Origin of the sequence: Kinneretia sp. DJ1R-11, from assembly GCF_025717595.1 — a bacterium.
Taxonomy (GTDB): Bacteria; Pseudomonadota; Gammaproteobacteria; order Burkholderiales; family Burkholderiaceae_C; genus Paucibacter_A.
On record NZ_JAJIRR010000010.1, the window covers coordinates 128,920 to 147,889 of the forward strand.

At 64.5% G+C, this 18,970-nt stretch carries 16 protein-coding genes; 4 read left to right on the forward strand and 12 right to left on the reverse strand.

Translation table 11 applies throughout. From position 1 onward, the window contains the following. Window positions 1-5 precede the first annotated feature (5 nt). From LNV23_RS16920 to LNV23_RS16940, 5 genes are read right to left on the reverse strand one after another with little or no spacing between them, the layout of a single operon-like run. Window positions 6-1,871 carry an autotransporter assembly complex protein TamA gene (locus LNV23_RS16920; RefSeq protein ID WP_263564054.1) on the reverse strand — a complete coding sequence of 622 codons (1,866 nt, stop codon included), beginning with the start codon at window positions 1,869-1,871 and terminating at the stop codon, window positions 6-8. Continuing rightward, complete coding sequence (locus LNV23_RS16925; protein WP_263564055.1) at window positions 1,868-3,049, reverse strand: vWA domain-containing protein; 1,182 nt, start codon at window positions 3,047-3,049, stop codon at window positions 1,868-1,870. Before LNV23_RS16925 ends, LNV23_RS16920 begins: the two co-directional genes overlap by 4 nt. A gap of 59 nt (window positions 3,050-3,108) precedes the next feature. Beyond that, the gene (locus LNV23_RS16930; protein WP_263564056.1) at window positions 3,109-5,172 is read right to left on the reverse strand and encodes a S9 family peptidase; all 2,064 of its coding nucleotides are present in this window, start codon (window positions 5,170-5,172) and stop codon (window positions 3,109-3,111) included. 39 nt (window positions 5,173-5,211) lie between these two features. Then, the gene (locus LNV23_RS16935) at window positions 5,212-5,448 is read right to left on the reverse strand and encodes a hypothetical protein (protein ID WP_263564057.1); all 237 of its coding nucleotides are present in this window, start codon (window positions 5,446-5,448) and stop codon (window positions 5,212-5,214) included. Between the two features lie 7 nt (window positions 5,449-5,455). Beyond that, complete coding sequence (locus LNV23_RS16940) at window positions 5,456-6,310, reverse strand: AAA family ATPase (RefSeq protein WP_263564058.1); 855 nt, start codon at window positions 6,308-6,310, stop codon at window positions 5,456-5,458. Between the two features lie 88 nt (window positions 6,311-6,398). Here LNV23_RS16940 and LNV23_RS16945 point away from each other — a divergent pair, with 88 nt between their 5' ends. The 4 genes from LNV23_RS16945 to LNV23_RS16960 all read left to right on the forward strand — a co-directional run bounded on the left by LNV23_RS16945 (window position 6,399) and on the right by LNV23_RS16960 (window position 12,267). Further along, entirely contained in the window at window positions 6,399-7,058 is a 660-nt protein-coding gene (locus LNV23_RS16945; RefSeq protein WP_263564059.1) for a c-type cytochrome, read from the forward strand. Window positions 7,059-7,198: 140 nt separating this feature from the next. Beyond that, window positions 7,199-8,446: a cyclic di-GMP phosphodiesterase gene (locus LNV23_RS16950; RefSeq protein WP_263564060.1), complete on the forward strand. Its 1,248-nt coding sequence runs from the start codon at window positions 7,199-7,201 to the stop codon at window positions 8,444-8,446. A gap of 118 nt (window positions 8,447-8,564) precedes the next feature. Further along, a complete protein-coding gene (locus LNV23_RS16955; protein WP_263564061.1) occupies window positions 8,565-10,151 on the forward strand; it encodes an ABC transporter substrate-binding protein in 1,587 nt (528 codons plus the stop codon). A 109-nt stretch (window positions 10,152-10,260) separates the two neighbouring features. After that, on the forward strand, window positions 10,261-12,267 hold the full coding sequence (locus LNV23_RS16960) for a hypothetical protein (protein ID WP_263564062.1): 2,007 nt from the start codon (window positions 10,261-10,263) through the stop codon (window positions 12,265-12,267). A 14-nt stretch (window positions 12,268-12,281) separates the two neighbouring features. Here the strand turns inward: LNV23_RS16960 and LNV23_RS16965 are convergent, their stop codons facing one another. From LNV23_RS16965 to LNV23_RS16995, 7 genes are read right to left on the reverse strand one after another with little or no spacing between them, the layout of a single operon-like run. Further along, window positions 12,282-13,268, reverse strand: coding sequence for a cupin-like domain-containing protein (locus tag LNV23_RS16965; RefSeq protein ID WP_263564063.1), 987 nt, complete (start codon window positions 13,266-13,268; stop codon window positions 12,282-12,284). A gap of 22 nt (window positions 13,269-13,290) precedes the next feature. Beyond that, complete coding sequence (locus LNV23_RS16970) at window positions 13,291-13,929, reverse strand: hypothetical protein (RefSeq protein ID WP_263564064.1); 639 nt, start codon at window positions 13,927-13,929, stop codon at window positions 13,291-13,293. Window positions 13,930-13,942: 13 nt separating this feature from the next. Further along, a complete protein-coding gene (locus LNV23_RS16975) occupies window positions 13,943-15,619 on the reverse strand; it encodes a putative porin (protein ID WP_263564065.1) in 1,677 nt (558 codons plus the stop codon). Window positions 15,620-15,651: 32 nt separating this feature from the next. Next, window positions 15,652-16,368 carry a TonB C-terminal domain-containing protein gene (locus LNV23_RS16980; RefSeq protein WP_263564066.1) on the reverse strand — a complete coding sequence of 239 codons (717 nt, stop codon included), beginning with the start codon at window positions 16,366-16,368 and terminating at the stop codon, window positions 15,652-15,654. An 11-nt stretch (window positions 16,369-16,379) separates the two neighbouring features. Beyond that, on the reverse strand, window positions 16,380-16,781 hold the full coding sequence (locus LNV23_RS16985; RefSeq protein ID WP_263564067.1) for an ExbD/TolR family protein: 402 nt from the start codon (window positions 16,779-16,781) through the stop codon (window positions 16,380-16,382). Between the two features lie 14 nt (window positions 16,782-16,795). Beyond that, entirely contained in the window at window positions 16,796-17,212 is a 417-nt protein-coding gene (locus tag LNV23_RS16990) for an ExbD/TolR family protein (RefSeq protein ID WP_263564068.1), read from the reverse strand. A 39-nt stretch (window positions 17,213-17,251) separates the two neighbouring features. Then, window positions 17,252-18,946: a DUF2341 domain-containing protein gene (locus LNV23_RS16995; protein ID WP_263564069.1), complete on the reverse strand. Its 1,695-nt coding sequence runs from the start codon at window positions 18,944-18,946 to the stop codon at window positions 17,252-17,254. Window positions 18,947-18,970 lie beyond the last annotated feature (24 nt).

Consider the following 18,970-nt stretch of genomic DNA (forward strand, 5'->3'; position numbering starts at 1 on the left):
CATCATCAAAGCGCGATGCCAACGCTGAAATGCAGGCGCCATTTTTGGGCCTCCTGGCCGCGGGCCAGGTCCAGGCGCAAGGTGCCCAGGGGGCTGCGGTAGCGCATGCCGAAGCCGTAGCCGATGCTGGGCTTCAGGTCACGCCAGTGCTGGGCCGCCTGGCCGGCGTCCACGAACACGGCACCGAGCAGGGCCGGCATGCTGGCGGTCAGGCCATGGGCCAGCTCGACGCTGCCGTTCCACAGGATGCGGCCGCCGGTGGCATTGCCATCGGCATCGCGCGGGCCCAGGTCATCGAGGCCGTAGCCGCGCACGGTGTCGTCGCCGCCAGTGCGGAAGCGCAGCTTCTCGGGCAGGCCGACCTCCTGCGAAGCGAAGACCTGACCCCACTCACTGCGGGCGCTGCCGAACCAGCCGCCGGGCAGGGGCTGGTAGGCCTGCAGTCGCAGATGGCTGCGCAGGAATCCGCCGTTACGGGCCTCGGTGCTGTCGGCCCGGCCCACGCCAAGCAGCAGGCTGGCGCTGTAGCCCCGGGTGGGCGTGAGCGGGCTGTCGAGCCGGCGGTGGATCCACTGCACATTGGCCGAGGCAGCGCCAGCGCTGATGGTGCCTTGCGGGTCGGTCTCGCGGGCGCGCAGCAGCTCCAGGTAGTAGGTGCGGTCCTGCCGCTCGGTCTCGCGGGTGCGGCCGACGCGGGCGCGCAGATTGACCGTGGTCTTGTTGTCGTCGACCTTGCGCTCCAGGAACAGGGCGCCGACATTGCGCTGCATATCGGGCTGGGGGTGCGAGCTCAGCTCCAGGTCATAGGAGCTGTTCTTGCGGCTGAGCTTGAGCTTGCTGCGCGCACGCAGGTCCAGGCCGAAGGGGCGGCGGTGGATGTAGTCGGCGCCCAGGCGCGGGCCACTGCCGGTGTCGTAGCCGATGCTGGCGGTCAGCTGCTGGCGCGGAGCCTCGCGCAGCTTGATGTGCACGGGCGCGGCCTCGGGCGGATCGCTGAGTGGCTGGATGTCGACATTGACGCTGTCGAACAAGGTGGTGCGGACCAAGCGCTCCTGGAAGTCCAGCAGCAACTGCTCGGTGTAGGGCTGGCCCACGCTGAAGCCGGCCAGGCGCTCGACGCTGCTGCGCGGCTGGTATTTGAGGCCTTCGATCTGCAGCTCGCCGAGGCGGAACAGCGGGCCGCTGTCCAGCTTCAATTCCAGTTCGGCGCTCTGGCTTTCGGCATCGATGCGGGCGCTGTGGGTGTCCAGCGTGGCCAGCGGAAAGCCGCGCGCGCGGGCCGTGGCCAGCAGCTCGTTCTTGGCTTGTGACCAGCGCGGCTGCGAGAAGCCCTGGCCCAGGCCCAGCGACCATTGGCCCTGCAGGCGCTCGCGCAGGGCGGCCATATCGGCACCCGCCACCGGGGGCTGGTCCGGGGCCAGGACTCCGGCGAACTCGATCTGCAGCGCCTTGACCCGGGTCTGCGGGCCGGGCTCGACCTTCACCGTCACCACCACCGGGCTGCCTTCGTTGCGGCTGACCTGCACCTGGGCGCTGAAGAAGCCTTCGGTCTCCAGCAAGGCCTGGGCCTGCTGGGGCGCAGCCTGGATCAGGCGGCCCAGCTCCTGGCGGCTCAGGCGCTGGTCTTCGGGGGCGCTGCGGAAGCGGGCCAGGTCCAGATGTTCCTGCAGCAGATCGCGCAGATCACCGGGCGCCTCGACCACCATGTCGTACTCGGCCACCAGGCGCACCGGCGCGGCATCGGCGCCGGGCGTGGCGCTGGCCGGCGGTGGCTCGTTCTTCCAGAGGCTGCTGATCGTGGCGCAGCCGGACAGGCCCGCCGCCGCGAACAGCAGGGCGCCGCGCAGCAGCCGGGGCAAGGTGTGGCTCATTGGCTGAGCAAACGCATCGCGCCTTCCAGGCCTTGCAGGGACAGGGGGAACATGCGTTGCTGCATCAGGTTCTGGATCAGGGACACACTTTGACGGTACTGCCAGACGCCTTGCGGCTCCGGGTTGATCCAGGCGTACTTGGGGAAGGCGTGGGTCAGGCGTTGCAACCATTCGGCGCCGGGCTCTTCGTTGTTGTATTCGACACTGCCGCCGGGCTGCAGGATCTCGTAGGGGCTCATCGTGGCATCGCCGACAAAGATCAGCTTGTAGTCACGGTTGTATTTGCGGATCAGGTCCCAGGTGGGGGTCTTCTCGGCGAAGCGGCGGCGGTTGTTCTTCCAGACAAAGTCGTAGACGCAGTTGTGGAAGTAGAAGAACTCCAGGTGCTTGAACTCCGTCTTGGCGGCCGAGAACAGCTCTTCGACGCGGTGCACATGCTCGTCCATGGTGCCGCCCACATCCATCAGCAGCAGCACTTTCACCTTGTTGTGGCGCTCGGGCACCATGCGGATGTCCAGCATGCCGGCGTTGGCGGCGGTCTTGCTGATGGTGTCGCCCAGGTCCAGCTCCAGGTCCGAGCCCTCGCGGGCAAAGCGGCGCAGGCGGCGCAGTGCGACCTTGATATTGCGCGTGCCCAGCTCGAGCTGGTCGTCGTAGTCCTTGTAGGCCCGCTGCTCCCAGACCTTGACGGCGCTTTTGTTCTTGCCGGCGCCGCCGATGCGTATGCCTTGCGGGTTGTAGCCGCTGTGGCCGAAGGGGCTGGTGCCGCCGGTGCCGATCCATTTGTTGCCGCCCTCGTGGCGCTCTTTTTGTTCCTCGAAGCGCTTTTTGAGGGTCTCCATCAGCTCGTTCCAGCCCATCTTCTCGATGGCGGCTTTTTGCTCGTCGCTCAGCTCCAGCTGCAGATGCTGGCGCAGCCATTCCAGCGGCAGCTCCTGGCTGAAATCGCTGAGCAGCTCCACGCCCTTGAAATAGGCGGCAAAGGCGCGGTCGAATTTGTCGAACTGCGTCTCGTCCTTGATCAGGGTGGTGCGGGCGAGGAAGTAGAAGTCGTCGAGGGAGGCGGCGCCCTCGCTGCCGATCACGCCTTTCTCCAGACCTTCGAGCAGGCTGAGGAATTCCCGCACCGACACCGGCAGCTTGGCCGCCCGCAGGGTGTAGAAGAATTTGATCAGCATGGGTGCAAGAAATGAGTCGGCACGCGCGGCGCGGGGTGGGTCGATTATCAGCGCCCTGCTCAGCGCTTTTTGGAGGCCTTGGCCGCCTTGGCGCCCGGGTCATGGCGAGCCAGCCAGGCAAAGAACTCGCCATACCACTGGCGGCTGTTGCGGGGCTTGAGGATCCAGTGGTTCTCGTCAGGGAACCAGAGCAGTCGGCTGTCCACGCCGCGGGCCTTGAGGGTGTTGTAGTAGGCCAGGCCCTGGGCGTCGGGCACGCGGTAGTCCATGGCACCGTGGATCACCAGGGTTGGCGTGCTCATGTGCTGGGCAAAGCTGTGCGGGCTTTGCGAGGCGATCTTGGCCGGGTCGTCCCAGTACCAGCTGCCCAGCTCCTTGGCATGCCAGGTGTAGGCGTCATCGGCAAACATGGCCTGCCAGTCGAAGCAGCCCGCGTGGCAGACATAGGCCTGGTAGCGGCCGGCTGGCACATGGCCATTCATCCAGGCGACCATGTATCCGCCGTAGCTGCCGCCGGTGGCGAACACGCGTTTCGCATCGGCCCAGGGCTGGGCCAGCAGCCAGTCGGTGCCGGCCTCGATGTCCTGCAGCTCCAGCTCGCCCCAGCGGTGGGTGATGGAGTCCAGGAAGGCGTGGCCGAAGCTGGACGAGCCGTGGTAGTTCACGCAGGCCACCACATAGCCTTGGGCGGCAAAAACCTGGTGGTTCCAGCGCCAGTGCCAGCTGTCGCCGAAGGCGGTGTGCGGGCCGCCGTGGATGACATGCATGACCGGGTAGGCCTTTTTTTTCTTCGGGTTGAAGCCGGGCGGGTAGATCAGCCACATCTGGACCTCATCGCCCTGGCCGCCCTTGAGCATCACTTCCTGGTGCTGGCCGAATTCATGACGCTTCAAATGCTCGGTGTTGAAGCGCTCGATGCGCGCGCTGCTGCCGTCCTCCAGGAGGCGCGAGAGTCGCGGCGGGAACTGCACGCTGTCATGGTTCAGCACCACGGTGCCGGCGGCCAGCGCGAAGCTGCCCAAATGGCCGCCTTCGAACACGATCTCGGCCAGGCAGCGCTTCAGCTCGAAGCGCCAGAGGTGGCGGCGGCCGGCCTGTTCGGCGGCCAGCAGGATGGAAAGGTCGTCTTCCTCCCAGACCAGGGGCGCGCTGACTTCATGGTCCCAGTCGGCCGACATCACGGCCCAGTGGCCGGCCGTGTCCAGCACGGCCAGTTGGCCTGGCATGGTGTGCTTGAGGCCCTGGTGGCTGGCAATGAAGGCCAGATGCTGGCCGGCATGGCTGTGGCGCGGCGCGCGGAAATCCCAGCCGTCCACCTGCAAGAGCACGCGGTGCTGGGCGCTCTTGACCTCCACCTCGCCGAGGGCGAAGCAGTGGTCCAGGCGTTTTTCAGCCGCTGGGTCGAAGGCGTAGACGATGCGGCGGCCATCGGGCGAGATGTCGAAGCTGTGCTCGTCGGGGTCGGCCAGGCTCAGGGCCAGGTCCGTGCCCTCGAAGAGATCGCGCACCTTGCCGCTGTCCACATCGACGACCAGCAGATGCGGCACCCGGCCCATGGGCACGTGGTGATCCCAGTAGCGGTAGACGGCGTCTGCCGTGACGTAGCCGCTTTCCTTGCGGTCCTTGAAGTCCTTGAGCGCCTGCGCCTGAGCGGACTGACCTTTCAGCTCGGGCCAGACCCAGGAGATGAAGGCGATGCGCCGGCCATCGGGGAACCACTTGAAGGCTTGCACGCCGGTGGCGACGCCGACGCCGGGCAGGCCGACGCGGCGGGCCTCGCCGCCGTCAGCGGCGATGACATAGAGCTGCGGCTCGCTGTCCTTGGCGCCTTCCTGCTCGCGCCGGGCGATGAAGGCGATGCGGTCGCCGCGCGGGCTCCACTGCGGCGCGCCGTCCTTGCTGTCGGGGCTGCCGGCCTGGGTCAGCTGGCGCGGCTCGCCGCCCAGGGTGGACAGCAGGTAGAGGTGGGACTCGGTCTTGTTGCTCGCCATGTCGCAGCGGCTGACGCTGGCCACGGCCTGGGCGCCATCGGGCGAGAGGCTGGGCGCGCCGATGCGCGCCAGGTCCCAGAGGGCCTCCACATCAAAATTTGTGTGCTTTGCTGCGCGTGGGGATGCCGCCATGGTCGGTTCTCGAAAGAGGGAGGGGGAAGAGAGGAGGAACTACTTGCGGTTCAGGCCGTCGAGCTGGGCCAGCAGGGCCCGTGCTGCCCAGCGCCCGACACCACAGCCGCCCAGGATGAAGCCAAGGCCCAGCAGCTGGGGCAGCTGCCACTCGGTGCTGCCGATGAAATCGAAGCCCAGCGCGCGGCCCAGCTCCCAGCCGGCCAGGGCGCCCAGCACAAAGCCGCAGGCGTCGGCCAGGCCTTGCTTCAGGCCTTGTTTCAGGTTCTTGTCCATAGCGGCTTCAGCGATGCTGGCGCTGCATGAAGACCAGCTTTTCGAACAGGGTCAGGTCTTGCTCGTTCTTCAGCAAGGCGCCCACCAGGGGCGGGATCAGGTGCTCGGCACCCGGCTGGCTCAGGGTCTCGGGCGGCATGTCTTCGGCCACCAGCAACTTGAGCCAGTCCAGCAGTTCCGAGGTGCTGGGCTTCTTCTTTAGGCCGGGCAGATTGCGCACATCGAAGAAGGTCTTGAGGGCGGCGGCCAGCAGCTCTTTCTTGAGGCCGGGGAAATGCACATCGACGATGGCCTGCATGGTCACCGGGTCTGGGAACTTGATGTAGTGGAAGAAGCAGCGGCGCAGGAAAGCGTCGGGCAGCTCCTTCTCGTTGTTCGAGGTGATGAAGACCAGGGGGCGGTGTTTGGCCTTGATCAGCTGGCGAGTCTCGTAGCAGTAGAACTCCATGCGGTCGATTTCACGCAGCAGGTCGTTCGGGAACTCGATGTCGGCCTTGTCAATCTCGTCGATCAGCAGGGCGACGGGCTGATCGGCCTCGAAGGCCTGCCAGAGCACGCCCTTGATGATGTAGTTCTCGATCTTGCTGACCTTGTCCACGCCTTCGATGCCGGAGAGCTGGCTGTCGCGCAGGCGGCTGACCGCGTCGTACTCGTACAGGCCTTGCTGGGCCTTGGTGGTGGACTTGATGTGCCACTGCAACAGTGGCAGCCCCAAGCTGCGCGCCACTTCTTCGGCCAGCATGGTCTTGCCGGTGCCGGGCTCGCCCTTGAGCAGCAGGGGCCGCTGCAGGGTGGCGGCGGCGTTGACGGCCAGCTTCAAGTCATCGGTGGCGATGTAGTGCTCGGAACCTGCAAATTTCATGGTGTGGATCAAAGTCCTGAAGGTGACGATTCAGTATAAGTGGCCCCCTATAATGCCCGTCGGTACAAGATCTAGACACCCCGGGACCATGAAAAAACTGCTGCAGATCTCGCTCGCTCTGGCCACGCTGTTCGGCGCCAGCGCCTCCGTTCTCGCCAAGGACGCCGCTCCCGCGGCCACCATCGGTCAGGACAAGATCGCCATGTGCATTGGCTGCCATGGCATCCCGGGCTACCAAGCCAGCTTTCCTGAAGTGCACAAAGTGCCCATGATCGCCGGCCAGAACGCCAAGTACATTGCCGCGGCCTTGACGGCCTATGCCAAGGGCGAGCGCAAGCACCCGACCATGCGCGGCATTGCTCAGTCTCTGAGCGAGCAGGACATCGCCGACATCTCGGCCTTCTACGAGAAGCAGGCTCCGGCCCAGACGCTGCCTGAAACCGCGGCGGCTCCCTCGGCTCAAGTGGCCGAACTGCTGACCAAGGGCGCTTGCGCTTCTTGCCACGGCGCCAACTTCAGCAAGCCCATCGACGGCAGCTACCCCAAGTTGGCCGGTCAACACGCGGATTACCTGAATGTGGCCCTGAAGTCTTACCAGACTGAAGGCAATGCTGTGGTCGGCCGTGGCAACGCCATCATGGCCGGCCAGGTCAAGCAATTCAGCCACGCCGAACTCAAGGCCATCGCCAAGTACCTGGCTTCGTTGCCGGGCGAGCTGCGCACCGTGCCTCAGAGCAAGTTCCGTTGAATGCGCCGGGCGCGGCAAGCGCCAAGCAGTTCACAAAAAGCCGCCTAAAGGGCGGCTTTTTTGTGCCTGATCCCAGGCTGCCCTTGGCCCTGCCGGCCCCATACTGAGACGCTTGCATTCCCGAGTTTTTGTACAGGCTCATGCTCAAGAAGATTCCCATCCAACAGGTTCAGTTGGGCATGTATCTCCAGTCCATGGAGGGTTCATGGCTGTCGCATCCATTTTGGAAGACCAAGTTCGTCCTTCGTGAAGCGGCCGATCTGGAGGCTTTGCTGACCAGCGGTGTGCCGGCGGTGTGGATCGACATCAGCAAGGGCGTTGATGTGCAGTCAGTGCCGGCGCCGGACAGTTTGGTCCAGGACTTGATGGATGAGCCTCAGCCCGCTCCACTGCCTCCGGCACCTGCGCCCGCTCCGGCACCGACGGCTGCGCTCGCCCGTCCGGAGCGTGTCAGCATGGGTTCCGAGATGGGGCGCGCGGTGCAGACCATCAACCGCTCGCGTCAAGCCGTCACCGCCTTGTTCGGTGAAGCCCGCATGGGCAAGGCGGTCGATGCCGAGATGTGCATGCCCCTGGTCGAGGAAGTGGCCGAGTCGGTCTCGCGCAACCCATCGGCCCTGATCAGCCTGGCCCGGCTCAAGACCAAGGACGATTACACCTATATGCATTCGGTGGCGGTGTGCGCGCTGATGGTGTCGCTGAGTCGCCAACTCGGCCTGGACGATACGCAGACCCGCGAAGCTGGCATGGCCGGCCTCTTGCACGACATCGGCAAGATGATGATGCCGCTCGATGTGTTGAACAAGCCGGGGCAGCTGACCGAGGCGGAATTCGACATCATGCGGGCGCACCCGATGCGTGGCTACATGATGCTCAAGGAAGGTGGTGCCGTACCTGAGGCTGCGCTGGATGTCTGCCTCCACCATCACGAGAAGATGGACGGCAGCGGCTATCCGCACCGGCTCAAGGGCGAGGAGATCAGCCTGCTGGCCCGCATGGGCGCGGTCTGCGATGTCTATGACGCCATCACCTCGACCCGACCCTACAAGGCGGCTTGGGATCCGGCTGGCTCCATACAGCGCATGGCGCAGTGGACCGGGCAGTTCGACCCGGTGGTCTTCAAGGCTTTCGTAAAGAGCGTGGGCATTTACCCCGTGGGCAGCCTGGTTCGCCTGGACTCGGGCCGCCTGGCGGTGGTCATCGATCTGAATCCGCAGAATCTGGCTGCGCCCCATGTGCGGGTGTTCTATTCCACCAAGTCCAAACTTCCGATCCCGGTTCAGCAACTGGACCTCTCCAACCCGGCGGTCGGTGACCGTGTGGTGGGGCGCGAGTCGCCGCAGGATTGGGGCTTTACCCACCTCGACGACATCTGGCGCAAGACCTGACCCCCGCGGTGTGCGTCGCCGCGCCGCCTCACGTGACTTGCCCTGAAGGTTTACCCCATGCGGCCGGGCTGTGCCCGCTCCCTACACTCGGCCGTCGATACGGCTTGAGGGTGTGGCGATGAAAACTCTGTCTTCTCTGGTGATGGGCCTTGCGCTCGGAGCTTGTTTGCCCATGGTTGCGGCCCAGGCGCAGACTCTGAAATGGGCCAGTCAGGGTGACCCCCAGACCATGGACCCGCACTCGCAGAACGAGAGCATGACCAATATGGTCAATGGCCAGGTCTATGAGCGCCTGACCCGGCGCGATCGCAATCTCAATATCGTGCCCGGTTTGGCCACCGAATGGAGCCAGGTCGGTCCGCTGCTGTGGCGCATGAAGCTGCGCCAGGGCGTCAAGTTCCACGACGGCCAGCCCTTCACGGCCGACGATGTCGTCTATTCCATCCAGCGCGCCAAGGAGAGCACCTCTCAGCTGTCCATCTATGCCAATGCCGTCGGTGTGGCGCGCAAGGTCGATGAGCAGACCGTGGAGTTCGTGCTGCCCGCCTTCAACCCGATCTTTCTGCAGCACCTGGATACGCTGTGGATCATGAGCAAGCCCTGGTCCGAGGCCCACCGTTCCACCCGGCCGCTGGACTTCAAGAACAAGGAAGAGGGCTTCACCAGCATGAATGCCAACGGTACCGGCCCCTATATGCTGGTCAGCCGCCAACCGGGCATCAAGACCGTCTACAAACGCAACCCGAACTGGTGGGGCAAGTTCGAGGGCAATGTGCAGGACATTGTCATGACCCCGATTGCCAATGACGCCACGCGTCTGGCGGCCCTGGTCTCGGGTGAGCTGGATTTTGTGCTCGACCCGGCGCCCCGCGATGTCCTTCGCCTGCGCAACACCCAGGGCGTCAAGGTCATCGATGGCCCCGAGAATCGCATCATCTTCATCGGCATGGACCAGGGCCGGGACAAGCTGCTCTACGGCAATGTGCCGGGCGACAAGAACCCCTTCAAGGACCTGCGTGTGCGCCGCGCGCTCTATCAGGCCGTCGACATCGAGACCCTGCGGGTCAAGCTGATGAACGGCCTGAGCGTGCCTACGGGCGGGCTCACGCCGGCTTCGGTGGCGGCTTACGACGACCCCAAGATCGAGGCGCGCTATCCCTTCGACATGGCAGCCGCGCGCAAGTTGATGGCCGAGGCCGGTTATGCCGATGGCTTTGAGGTCACCCTGGACTGCCCGAACAACCGCTACGTCAATGACGAGGAGATCTGCCAGGCTTTGGCCGCCATGTGGGCACAGCTCAAGATCAAGGTGCGCGTCTCGGCCATGCCGCGGGTGCTGTTCTTTCCCAAGGTGGAAAAGCTCGACACCAGCCTTTACCTGTACGGATGGGGCGGTGCCATCACCGATGCAGAGTCCATCTTTGGCCCAGTGTTCCGCAACCGTGGCGAGCGCGGCATCGGCGCCTACAACTACGGCAACTGGCGCAACGACAAGTTCGACAGCCTGGCCGCGCTTTCCAGCGTCGAGGTCGACCCCAAGAAGCGCGAGCAATTGATCAAGTCTGCTCTGACCGAGCTCAAGGACCAGTTCCAGGTGTTGCCCCTGCACCGCCAGATGATTCCCTGGGCCGCGCGCAGCAATGTCTCGGTGGTGCACCGGGCCGACAACTGGTTCGAGGTGTCCTGGGTGACGCTGGGGAAGTAGCCGGGCAGGGGATGAATAACGCGCCGAAAGCGCGTGCTTCTTCGGCGCTTGCCGGCGCAGCTTGAGGCCTAAGATGAAGGGAATAGCAGCCCGAACGAGCCTCAACTTCATGCATCCCCACTCCCATTCCGCCGCGGCATTGCCTGGTCTGAAGGCCGGCCTGATCCTGCTGTCCAGTCTGACTCTGGGCCTGGTGCTCAGCGCTTGCGGAGGCGGCGGGGGTGGCAGCAGCAGCACGGATTCCGGCGGCACCGGGGAATCAGCGGCTGGGGTCACCACCTTTGCCATGACGCCCACGCTCAGCGGTGTGGCTGCGGTCGGGGCGCCGCTCAGCAATGCCCAGATCAAGGTGATCGACGCCGCCGGCGCGGCCGTGGGCTCTGCCACGACTCAGCCCAGCGACGGCAGCTACAGCCTGAGCCTGAGCAGCAAGAGCCTGAAGGGCCCGCTGCTGATCCAAACCTCCGGCCTGGATTCCAGTGGCAGTCCACAGGTCCTGCACTCCATCGTGCCCATTCTGGATGCGACCAAGCCGGCCATGGTGGCCCATGTCACACCGCTGAGCCAGGCCATCGTCGCCCTGTCCCTGGGCAGCGAACCGCAGGCTGTGTTTGCCTCAGCCGCGGCAAGTGCCGCACTGATCGCTCCGGCCGCCTCCGCGGCCAGTGCAGCCGGCGAGTTCGTCAAGACCTTGATCAAGACCCAGCTGACCGACCTCAAGATCACCAATACGGCCACCTTGAATCTGCTGTCAGATGCCAGCTTTGCGGCCAACAAGAGCGTGCAAGACCTGCTGCTGGAGGTTCTGCGTGTTCAGGTGGCCCGCAGCAACAAGGGCGTGGATCAGCTCCTGATCAGCAACAAGCTGCAGCCCACGGCCGTGCCCGAGGTGGTGGTCGGTCTGGCTGCGGCCCAGACTGAGCTGGTCAAGACCACCGGCGGCTTGCCCGCCAATGCCATCAGCTCAAGCCTCAAACTCGCCTCCACGTCCAAGGCCACGCTGGACAATCTGGCCAGCCTGGATGAGCTGAGCGCCGGCCTCAACAACCTGATCGCCCAGGGCAAACTGGCCGCCGATTTCAGCGCCTCGGCCCTGCTGGGTACCTACGAAAGCCACAACGCCGGCAGCAAGGCCGATCTGGCCGCTCGCCTGGCCGCCTATGCCGCCAACAAGCGCCAGCTGGGCCGGCTGATGGTGCTCGGTTGTGCCGATGACGTCTTGACGGCCGGCTTGTGCAAGCGCGTGATGGTGGCCGCAACCGTCAGCGATTCCAGCGGTGCCGTGCTCGAATATTTCAGTGACGCCGCCACCTTCACCAAGGCCGCCGCGCCGGCCACCACCGGTGGCAAGTGGAGTCTGATCGGCAATGCCCGCAAGCTGGACATCAATGTCTATCCGGTCAGCGTGCTCGATCTGGCGGCAGATGGTGCGGTCAACAGCGCGACCAAGCCCAATCCCTGGGTTGGTATCCAGGTCGAGATGCAGGCGCAGACCAGCGCTGCCACACCGGTCAAGCTGCTGGACACCGCCACCGTGCAGATGCCCAGTGGCTACAGCATTCCCTTTGCCTACTGCAGCCGGCCCTTGCTGTGTATTTCCTACACCCCCGGGGCGACCCGGGTGACCCCGATCGGCAGCATCGCCGACAGTGCCCTGCAGCAGTCCGCCATAGGCTGGCTGGGCAGCGCGGAAAGCCAGCGCGGCGCCAAGTTCGTGGCCGCCTACACCTCGGGCGGCGCGGCTGAAACTCGCTCAGTCTTCCTGCCGGCCGATGTGCCCGCCGACACGGCGCGCAGCCGCTTCCCCAGCCTGGACGCGGTCACGGCCACAGCGCCGCTCAAGGCCGCCGCCTTGCGTGACGGCTTCACCATCAACTACGCCACTTGGGCGGCCGCCAACCCGGACATGCGCTTGATCAGCGTGCGCACCTTGTTGACGGGCGGCTTTGTGCCCTTGTTGGTCGACAACGCGCCACCCTTGCCCCCCAAGACCGCCGTGGCGCTGCCCGGCCTGAGCTTGCCCAATCCCCTGACCCTGTCGGCCGAAATCTGGCTGGGCGCTCAGGACATGCAGGGGCGGCGTTTCTACACGAGGTACGCGCTGCAGGCCGAGTGAGCAAAAAGGGGCGTTCAAGGGAAATCGATGAAGCCGTTGAACGGTAGATTGATCTGAGTGAAAGACAGGCTGATGCTGGCACTCAGGCCCTCGACTTGATGCCACCAACCGGCCGGAATGAACAGCAGATCGCCCGGCTCGATTCGCACATCCAGCACACTCAGTTGAGCACGGTGTTCGCTCGTGAGTGCGCTCAGATCGACGGGCGAAAAGACATGCACCTCATTGCATAGATAGGGTGCCTGCAAGGCGGGAACCATCAAGAAGCGCTTTTCACCGTGCAGCTGCACAAACAGGTTGTTGGTCAGGTCGTGGTGCAGCGGCGTGCGCACGCCGCTTGGCCCCAGCCACAAATGCATCTCCTGCTTGGGGCGCTCCGGGTGGAGATAGCCATCCCCGAGGCTGCCGATGTCTTCAAGCAGTCGCGCCATGCCTTCCCGAGCAAGCGCCCGATTGCCGGCAGTCAGGTAGAAGTCGTTGCTGCTGCCGGCCGTTTCGATCAAGTCCACCAGCGCACCCAAGTCCATTTCTTGGCGATGCGAGGGACTGCGAAGTTCGTAGTCTGGATCGCTCTCGCGCCCCCATTGCACTTGCACCCGCGTGTCCAGCCCCGCCTTCTCAGCCAAGCTGCGCGGTGTCCATTGCAGGGCAGGCCAATGGTCTACCGCCCCGCTGAACAGCCCCGGTCTGTTGGTGTAGTAGAAGTCCTGCAGGAACTGCGAGTAGGGCGGTAGCGGCTGGCGCTGCAAAGGCGCGTAGGCGGGTGTGCGGCGCAGCTGCCAATCCAGCGTCTTCAGCAGGGATTCGCGGCGAGCCAGCTTGTTTTGCAAGCCGGCAGCCGCCAGCAGGTAGGGGTGATGGGTGGCTTGTTGGATCTCGCGCGCGGCTTGTTCGGCTTCGATGCCCGCAGCGATCAGACCGGCCTCGATACTCTGTGGGGTACAACCGCGCAGCAGGTTGGTGGCCAGCCACTGTCGCAATTCTGCTGGGAGTGCACTCATTTCAGCGCTTTGCTCTTCACCCTTAGCGAGCCGTACGCTGCTGGGCCAGCTGGCTTCGCAGGCTTTCGGCATGACTTTCCATTCGCACGGCACCCAGGCCCAGCAAGGGGTCATTCAGCGCATCGAGGTCGGCCGGCGTGCGGTTCAGATAGAGCTGCACCAGATCTTGCCCAATGGCGAAAAGCTTGCGGTTTTTAGCTTCTGCTTCGGCCAGGGCTTCGGTGCTTCGTTCGAGCAGGGTGCGCAAGCTCAAGGTGGTTTGGGTCCGTTCGAGCAATTCTTGCCCCTGGGTCAACACCCGCTGTTGCAGCGCTTGCTCGCGGGCTGCGGAGGCGTCCAGGTTTTGCTGCATTTCACGTCGCAGCGCCGCCATTTCGGCCTGCGCCTGTTCTTGCTGCTGTTGCTGGCTTCTCTTGAGCTTGGCCTCGCCGCCGCGGGCCTGTGCTTTGGCCCCGTCGGCCACTGCGGCCAGGCGAGCGCGCTCGGCCTCCAGCGCTGCTTTTTCAGCCTGTAGGCTGCCGATCTGCGTCTGCGCTTCTCGCAGCGCACCCTGTGCGCGGCGGAGTGCCTCACGTTCCTTTGAGGCTTTGCCATCCTGCGCCGAAGCGCCGCTGCTCAGGAAAACCGCCAAGAGCAGCATGATCGAGGTCGTCTTGATCATCAGGCTCTCCCGTTCAGAAGCGTGCGTTCAGATCGAGCTGAAACACGTCGATGCGCAGCGGCGCGCTGCTCAGGTTGCCGCTCAAGCTGCTCGCATCACCGGGTACCGCCAGGAAGCGCACGCCGTCGTCGAGATTGCGGGTGCTGGCCCAGCGCAGGCCCATCCAGAAGTTGCGATCGAGTGCGTAGCTGCCGCCCAGGGACCAGCCCTTGTAGTTGGTGCCACCCAAATGCCAGGTGGTGTCGGTGAAACCGTCGATCCAGGCATCTCGTTCCATGTGGCGGTAGCTTGCAAAGGCTTGCCAGTCGCCCCGCCGCGCCAGGCTTTGCATGCCCACGCCGAGGCGGCCTTGCAGGGCATTGGTCTTGGCCTCGAGGTTTGGCAGTGCCGCGCCCGAGCGGGCGCGGATGTCGGCCAGATCAAAGCCCGTGTTCTTGATCCAGTCGAGACTCAGGTTGACCATCACCGGCGCGAAGTAGCTCAGGTTCAGGGTGGTGTTCAGGTTGATCGGCCGGAAGCGCGACGCCAGGCCCCAGGTGGGCGCGGCCGTGCTGCTCGGGTCGTTGAGGTTGATCAGGGTGTTGCCCTTCAAGCGCAGCGAACTCGGGTACTGGCTGGCGAAGTAGTTCTGCGTGCCGCTGCGCGGCCCGCTCGGTGGCGGGTTGCTCTCGCGTGTCCCGGCGACATGGCGGAACTCGTAGGCGGCCAGGCCTACCTTCAAGCTTGCACCGTCCACCACCGGCAGCTCGGCGCCCACTTGAGCACCGATCAACCACTTGTCACGCGCCGAAAGGTTCAGCTCCTCGAGCGGGAATACACCGGCGGTGGCAAAGAATTGCTGGCGTGTTGAGAGGCTGTGCCGAACGCTCGCAGCCACGCCGTCAAAGGACAGGTCATCGGGCCAGCTCAGATCGCTGCTGTAGAACGGGTTGGGCATGCGGCCGAAGTCAGCGCTCATCGCCGTTGCACCGGCCGGTCGCTGCCAGCGCAGCCAGGCGCGGTCGAGCACGACGCTGGCCTTGTTCAGCTGGGTGCCCAGGGTTTGCGAACTGGATGTCGGGCCGCTGGTGGTGCCGGTGGACAGGCGCAGCCCGGTGCTGACCTGGTCCGACAACTTCGAGAGAATGCCCAGTCGCGCGCGCAAGGTGAGGCGTTGCCGGTCCACCGTCGTGTTCGTCAGGTCCGGCGCCCAGGCCGGTGAACTGGTCTGCGCGCGGAAGATTTCGGCCGGGAGGTTGGTCTCGGAGAACATCTCGCTCTGGCTGCGCACACGCACATCGCCTTCGATGGTGGTGCGGCCCAACCATTCGGGCAGGCTGCCGGGTTCGCCCCAGCGTTCGCCCCGTGCCTGTGCCAGCACCTCGGTCTTGATTTCATCGCGGATCTGCTGGCGCACGGTCTCTGGCACATAGGGAATGCGCTGAATCTTCGGCGTCGCCGCCGCAGCGCTGGCTGCCGTGCTTGGGGGCGCTGAGGCTTGGTTGGCTTGGCGCAAGATGGTGTCGGCGCGCTCGCGTGACAACAGACCTTGGTTCACCATGGCGTCAATCAAGGCCAAGGTGGTCGCGCGCAATTGCTGCAGTTGCTGCAGCTGTTCATCGGAACTCTGTGCTTGAACGGGGGCACTGGCAAGCGACGCTGCCAGGGCAAGGACAGTCAGGTGGGCAGCAATGCGGGCATTGGGTTTCATGACGGGATGCAAGAAGGGAATGTGTTGGGGTGTCAGGCTTGGGGCCTGACACTCAGGCGAAAGCGCATGGGTTGGCGCATGGGCGGAGGCGGCGGCAATTTGAACGAGCGCGAAGCCTCTCCCAAAGCGGCCTGCATGGCGGCATCGGCACTGGCGTCCCCACTGGGGCTCAGTTCGAAGCGCTGGATGCTGCCGTCACGCTCCAGCCAGATGGCGAAGGTGGCCGTCAGCTGCTCGGCCTCACTCTTCAGTCGGCGCTCGAGTTCATCGCGCAGCAATTGGCGCGCGCTGTTGGCATAGAAACGCTCTTGCGCGCGATCTGCGCCACTGAACCCGGCGGCCGAGGCGCCGGTGCTCGGCGCACCGCCGCTGTACTCCCTGCTGACGCCTCCGGCCGCAAATGCGCTGGGCTGGTCTCCGGCCGCGCCTTCCATCTTGATGGGTTCATTGGCCGGCTTGGGCGCCTCAGCCTGTTTGATCTGATCCTCTCGAACCACTTGCTTGGGATCGTCCTTGGGCGGCTCCGGCTTCTTGGGTTCGATCTTGGGTGGCGGAGGAGGCGGTGGCGTGTCCGGCAGGATGCTGATCTTGGCGACCTTCTGGGTCGGGCCTTGGGGGCTCTTCATGCTCTTGACGGCCCAGAGGCCGGCCGCGATCACGGCCAGAAAGGCCAGGGCGAGACCCAGGCGAATCCACCAGACGCGCTGAGTCGAATCGTCGAGATGGTCTTCGGCTAAACCGGTTTTCACGTTCGTCTTCCTCAAGTACCGATCTTGGCCGTGACCAGGCCCATATTGACCTGCAGGCGGTTGCACAGATCGATCACCGCCACCACGCTGGCATATTGGGTGCGTGCATCACCCTTGATGGCGACCGACATTTGCGAGTCCTGTGCTTTCGCCGCCAGCAGCTGTTGCTCCAGTTCGGCCAGGCTGACGCCAACGCCGTTGATCAGCACGCCGCCGTCTGCCATCACCTGCACGATCTTCAACTCGTGTTTCTCGGTGCTGGGCTTGTTGCTGGGCTTGGGCATGCTGATGGGCAGGCCTTGTACCGAAGCCGTGGTCATCAAGATGAACACGACCAGCAGCACATAGGCCAAGTCCAGCATGGGCGTGACATTGATGGTGTCGATCGGTTTGACTTCATTGATGACTTGCATGCCACATCCTTTGTTTACAGCTCAGGCGCCGAGCGCTTGGTGACCAGGCCGATCTCCGTGATGTCCAGCTTCTTGGCCACTTCCAGGACCTCCATCACCTTCTCGTATTGCGCCGCGGCATCGGCCTTGAGAACCAAGGGCAGCGCTGGATTGGCTGCTTTGTACTGCGCCAATGTGTCACGCATCTGATCCATGGTCACCGGATAGGCATCCAGGTACACCGCGCCCTCGGCGGTGATGGTGATGGCGCGGATCTGCGGCTTGGCGAGGTTGTGGGTGGCATGCGTGGTGGGCGATTTCACCTTCACGCCTTGCACGGATGCGGTGGTCAGGATGATGAAGACCACCAAGAGAACGTAGGCCAGATCCAGCATCGGCGTGACGTTGATCTCGTCATACGGTTGGTTGTCACTTTTGACGTCGGCCGACATGGTGTGCTCTCTTCTTCAGACGGGATGGAAGCGCTGATCTCACTGCGCGCCGTGTACTTCGGCCACGCGAGTGATGAACTCATCGATAAAGATCTGCATGTCGGCGGACACGTTCTTGATCTTGGCGGCCAGGTAGTTGTAGGCAAACAGGGCCGGAATTGCCACCGCCAGACCGGCCACGGTGGCCAAAAGGGCCGAGGCAATGCCGGGTGCGATGGCATTCACATTGACGTCGCCGGCGGCGGCGATGGCCGCAAAGGTGATCATCACGCCCACCACCGTGCCCAGCAGGCCCAGGAAGGGGCCGCCGGCGATGGCGATCGTCAGCAGCACCATCTGGCTGTTCAGTTGTGCGTTCTCGCGCACGAAGTCGGCGTCGACCGAGGCCTTGACCGCATTCATGGCCGGGCCGCTCAGAACGGGGCCGCCGGAGCTGCCGATCTGGCGTTTGTCCAGCTCTCTGACACCGGACAGGTAGAGGCGGAACAAGGGCGAATGCTTGTGCACAGCCCCTTCGCCGAGTTTCAGCAGATTTTTGTCTGCGTCGCGGAAGCGCCGCAGGAAGCTGAGGTTGTCCTTCGCGGCTCGGCTGACCAAGATGCCCTTGCTGATGGTCACCCAGGCCGAGATCACAAACATGATGGCCAGGATGATGATCACCACCCAGGCATCGGTGGTCAGGTTCTTGACCAAGATGGCCATATGGCCGGCATGCTCTTCGCCGCCGGCGTCGTCAGCGCTTTCGCGTTGGGACGCGACGAGCTTGCTTTCGGCGCCCTGAGCGCCTGCGCTCACGGTCAACCAGTCCGCACTGCGCAGCGTGCTCGAGATCTGCAATTCATCGAGCAAGCCGATCGCGCCTTCACCGACCTTCAGGCCTTGTCCCAGCGCGGGCGTGGCCGCGTCGGCCTGCGCCACCTGGGCGCCGGCGACAAACAAGGTGGCTTTGCCGGACCCCAGCCGCAGGGCCAGATGCGTCCATTTCGCCGCGGCGATTTCTCCGCCGGCCAGCTCCGTCTTGCCGGCCGTAGCGACCAAGCGGCCGCCCTTGACGGCGAGACTCAGCCCGCCCCAGTTCAGGAGGCCGGCGCGTGCCACGTCATCCAACTTGACCCAGAGGCTGACCGTCAGCTGTTGGCCGCCTTCCACAATCATCTTGTCGCTCAGCGGATAGCTGATGGCGGCGCCCGTCAGTCTGGCACTCGCGGCCAAAAGGCCGTTGGCTTCAATCGTGAGGGGGGCCTCCGGCTTGACACGCGCTTGATGGTCGGAGCCCGGTGCGATCTTGTCGCTGAAATGAAAGGCCGCCAGCATGGCGCCGTCGAAACCTGCGGTGGCCGGGTCACTCGGTTCGGCCGCCGCCTTGGCGTTGCCGGCATAGACGAAGAACTGGTTCTTGTCGCTGCCCGGCAGCACGCTGGGCACTTGAACCCAGAGCACGGCCAGTTCGTTGACCCCGTCGAAGCGCTCGACGCTGAACTTCAGCGGCGTCTTGTCATCGGCCGCAATCACGCGCAGGTCAGAGCCGTCTTCCTTGGCCGAAACGAAGTCGAAGTTGCCGGAATGCAGGCGCACGGCCACGGCGACATTGCTGGCGGCCTCCTTGGTCTCGCTGCCCAGTGAGGACGTGTTCAGGGTGATGCGGGTTCTTTGCTGCCAGTCCGAGTTCCACCAGGCTTGGGCGGCTGCAGGCAAGAGGCCGGCGAGGGCCAGGGCGATCAGTAGTTTGCGCATAGTCTAGGGTCCGTGTTCAAGAAA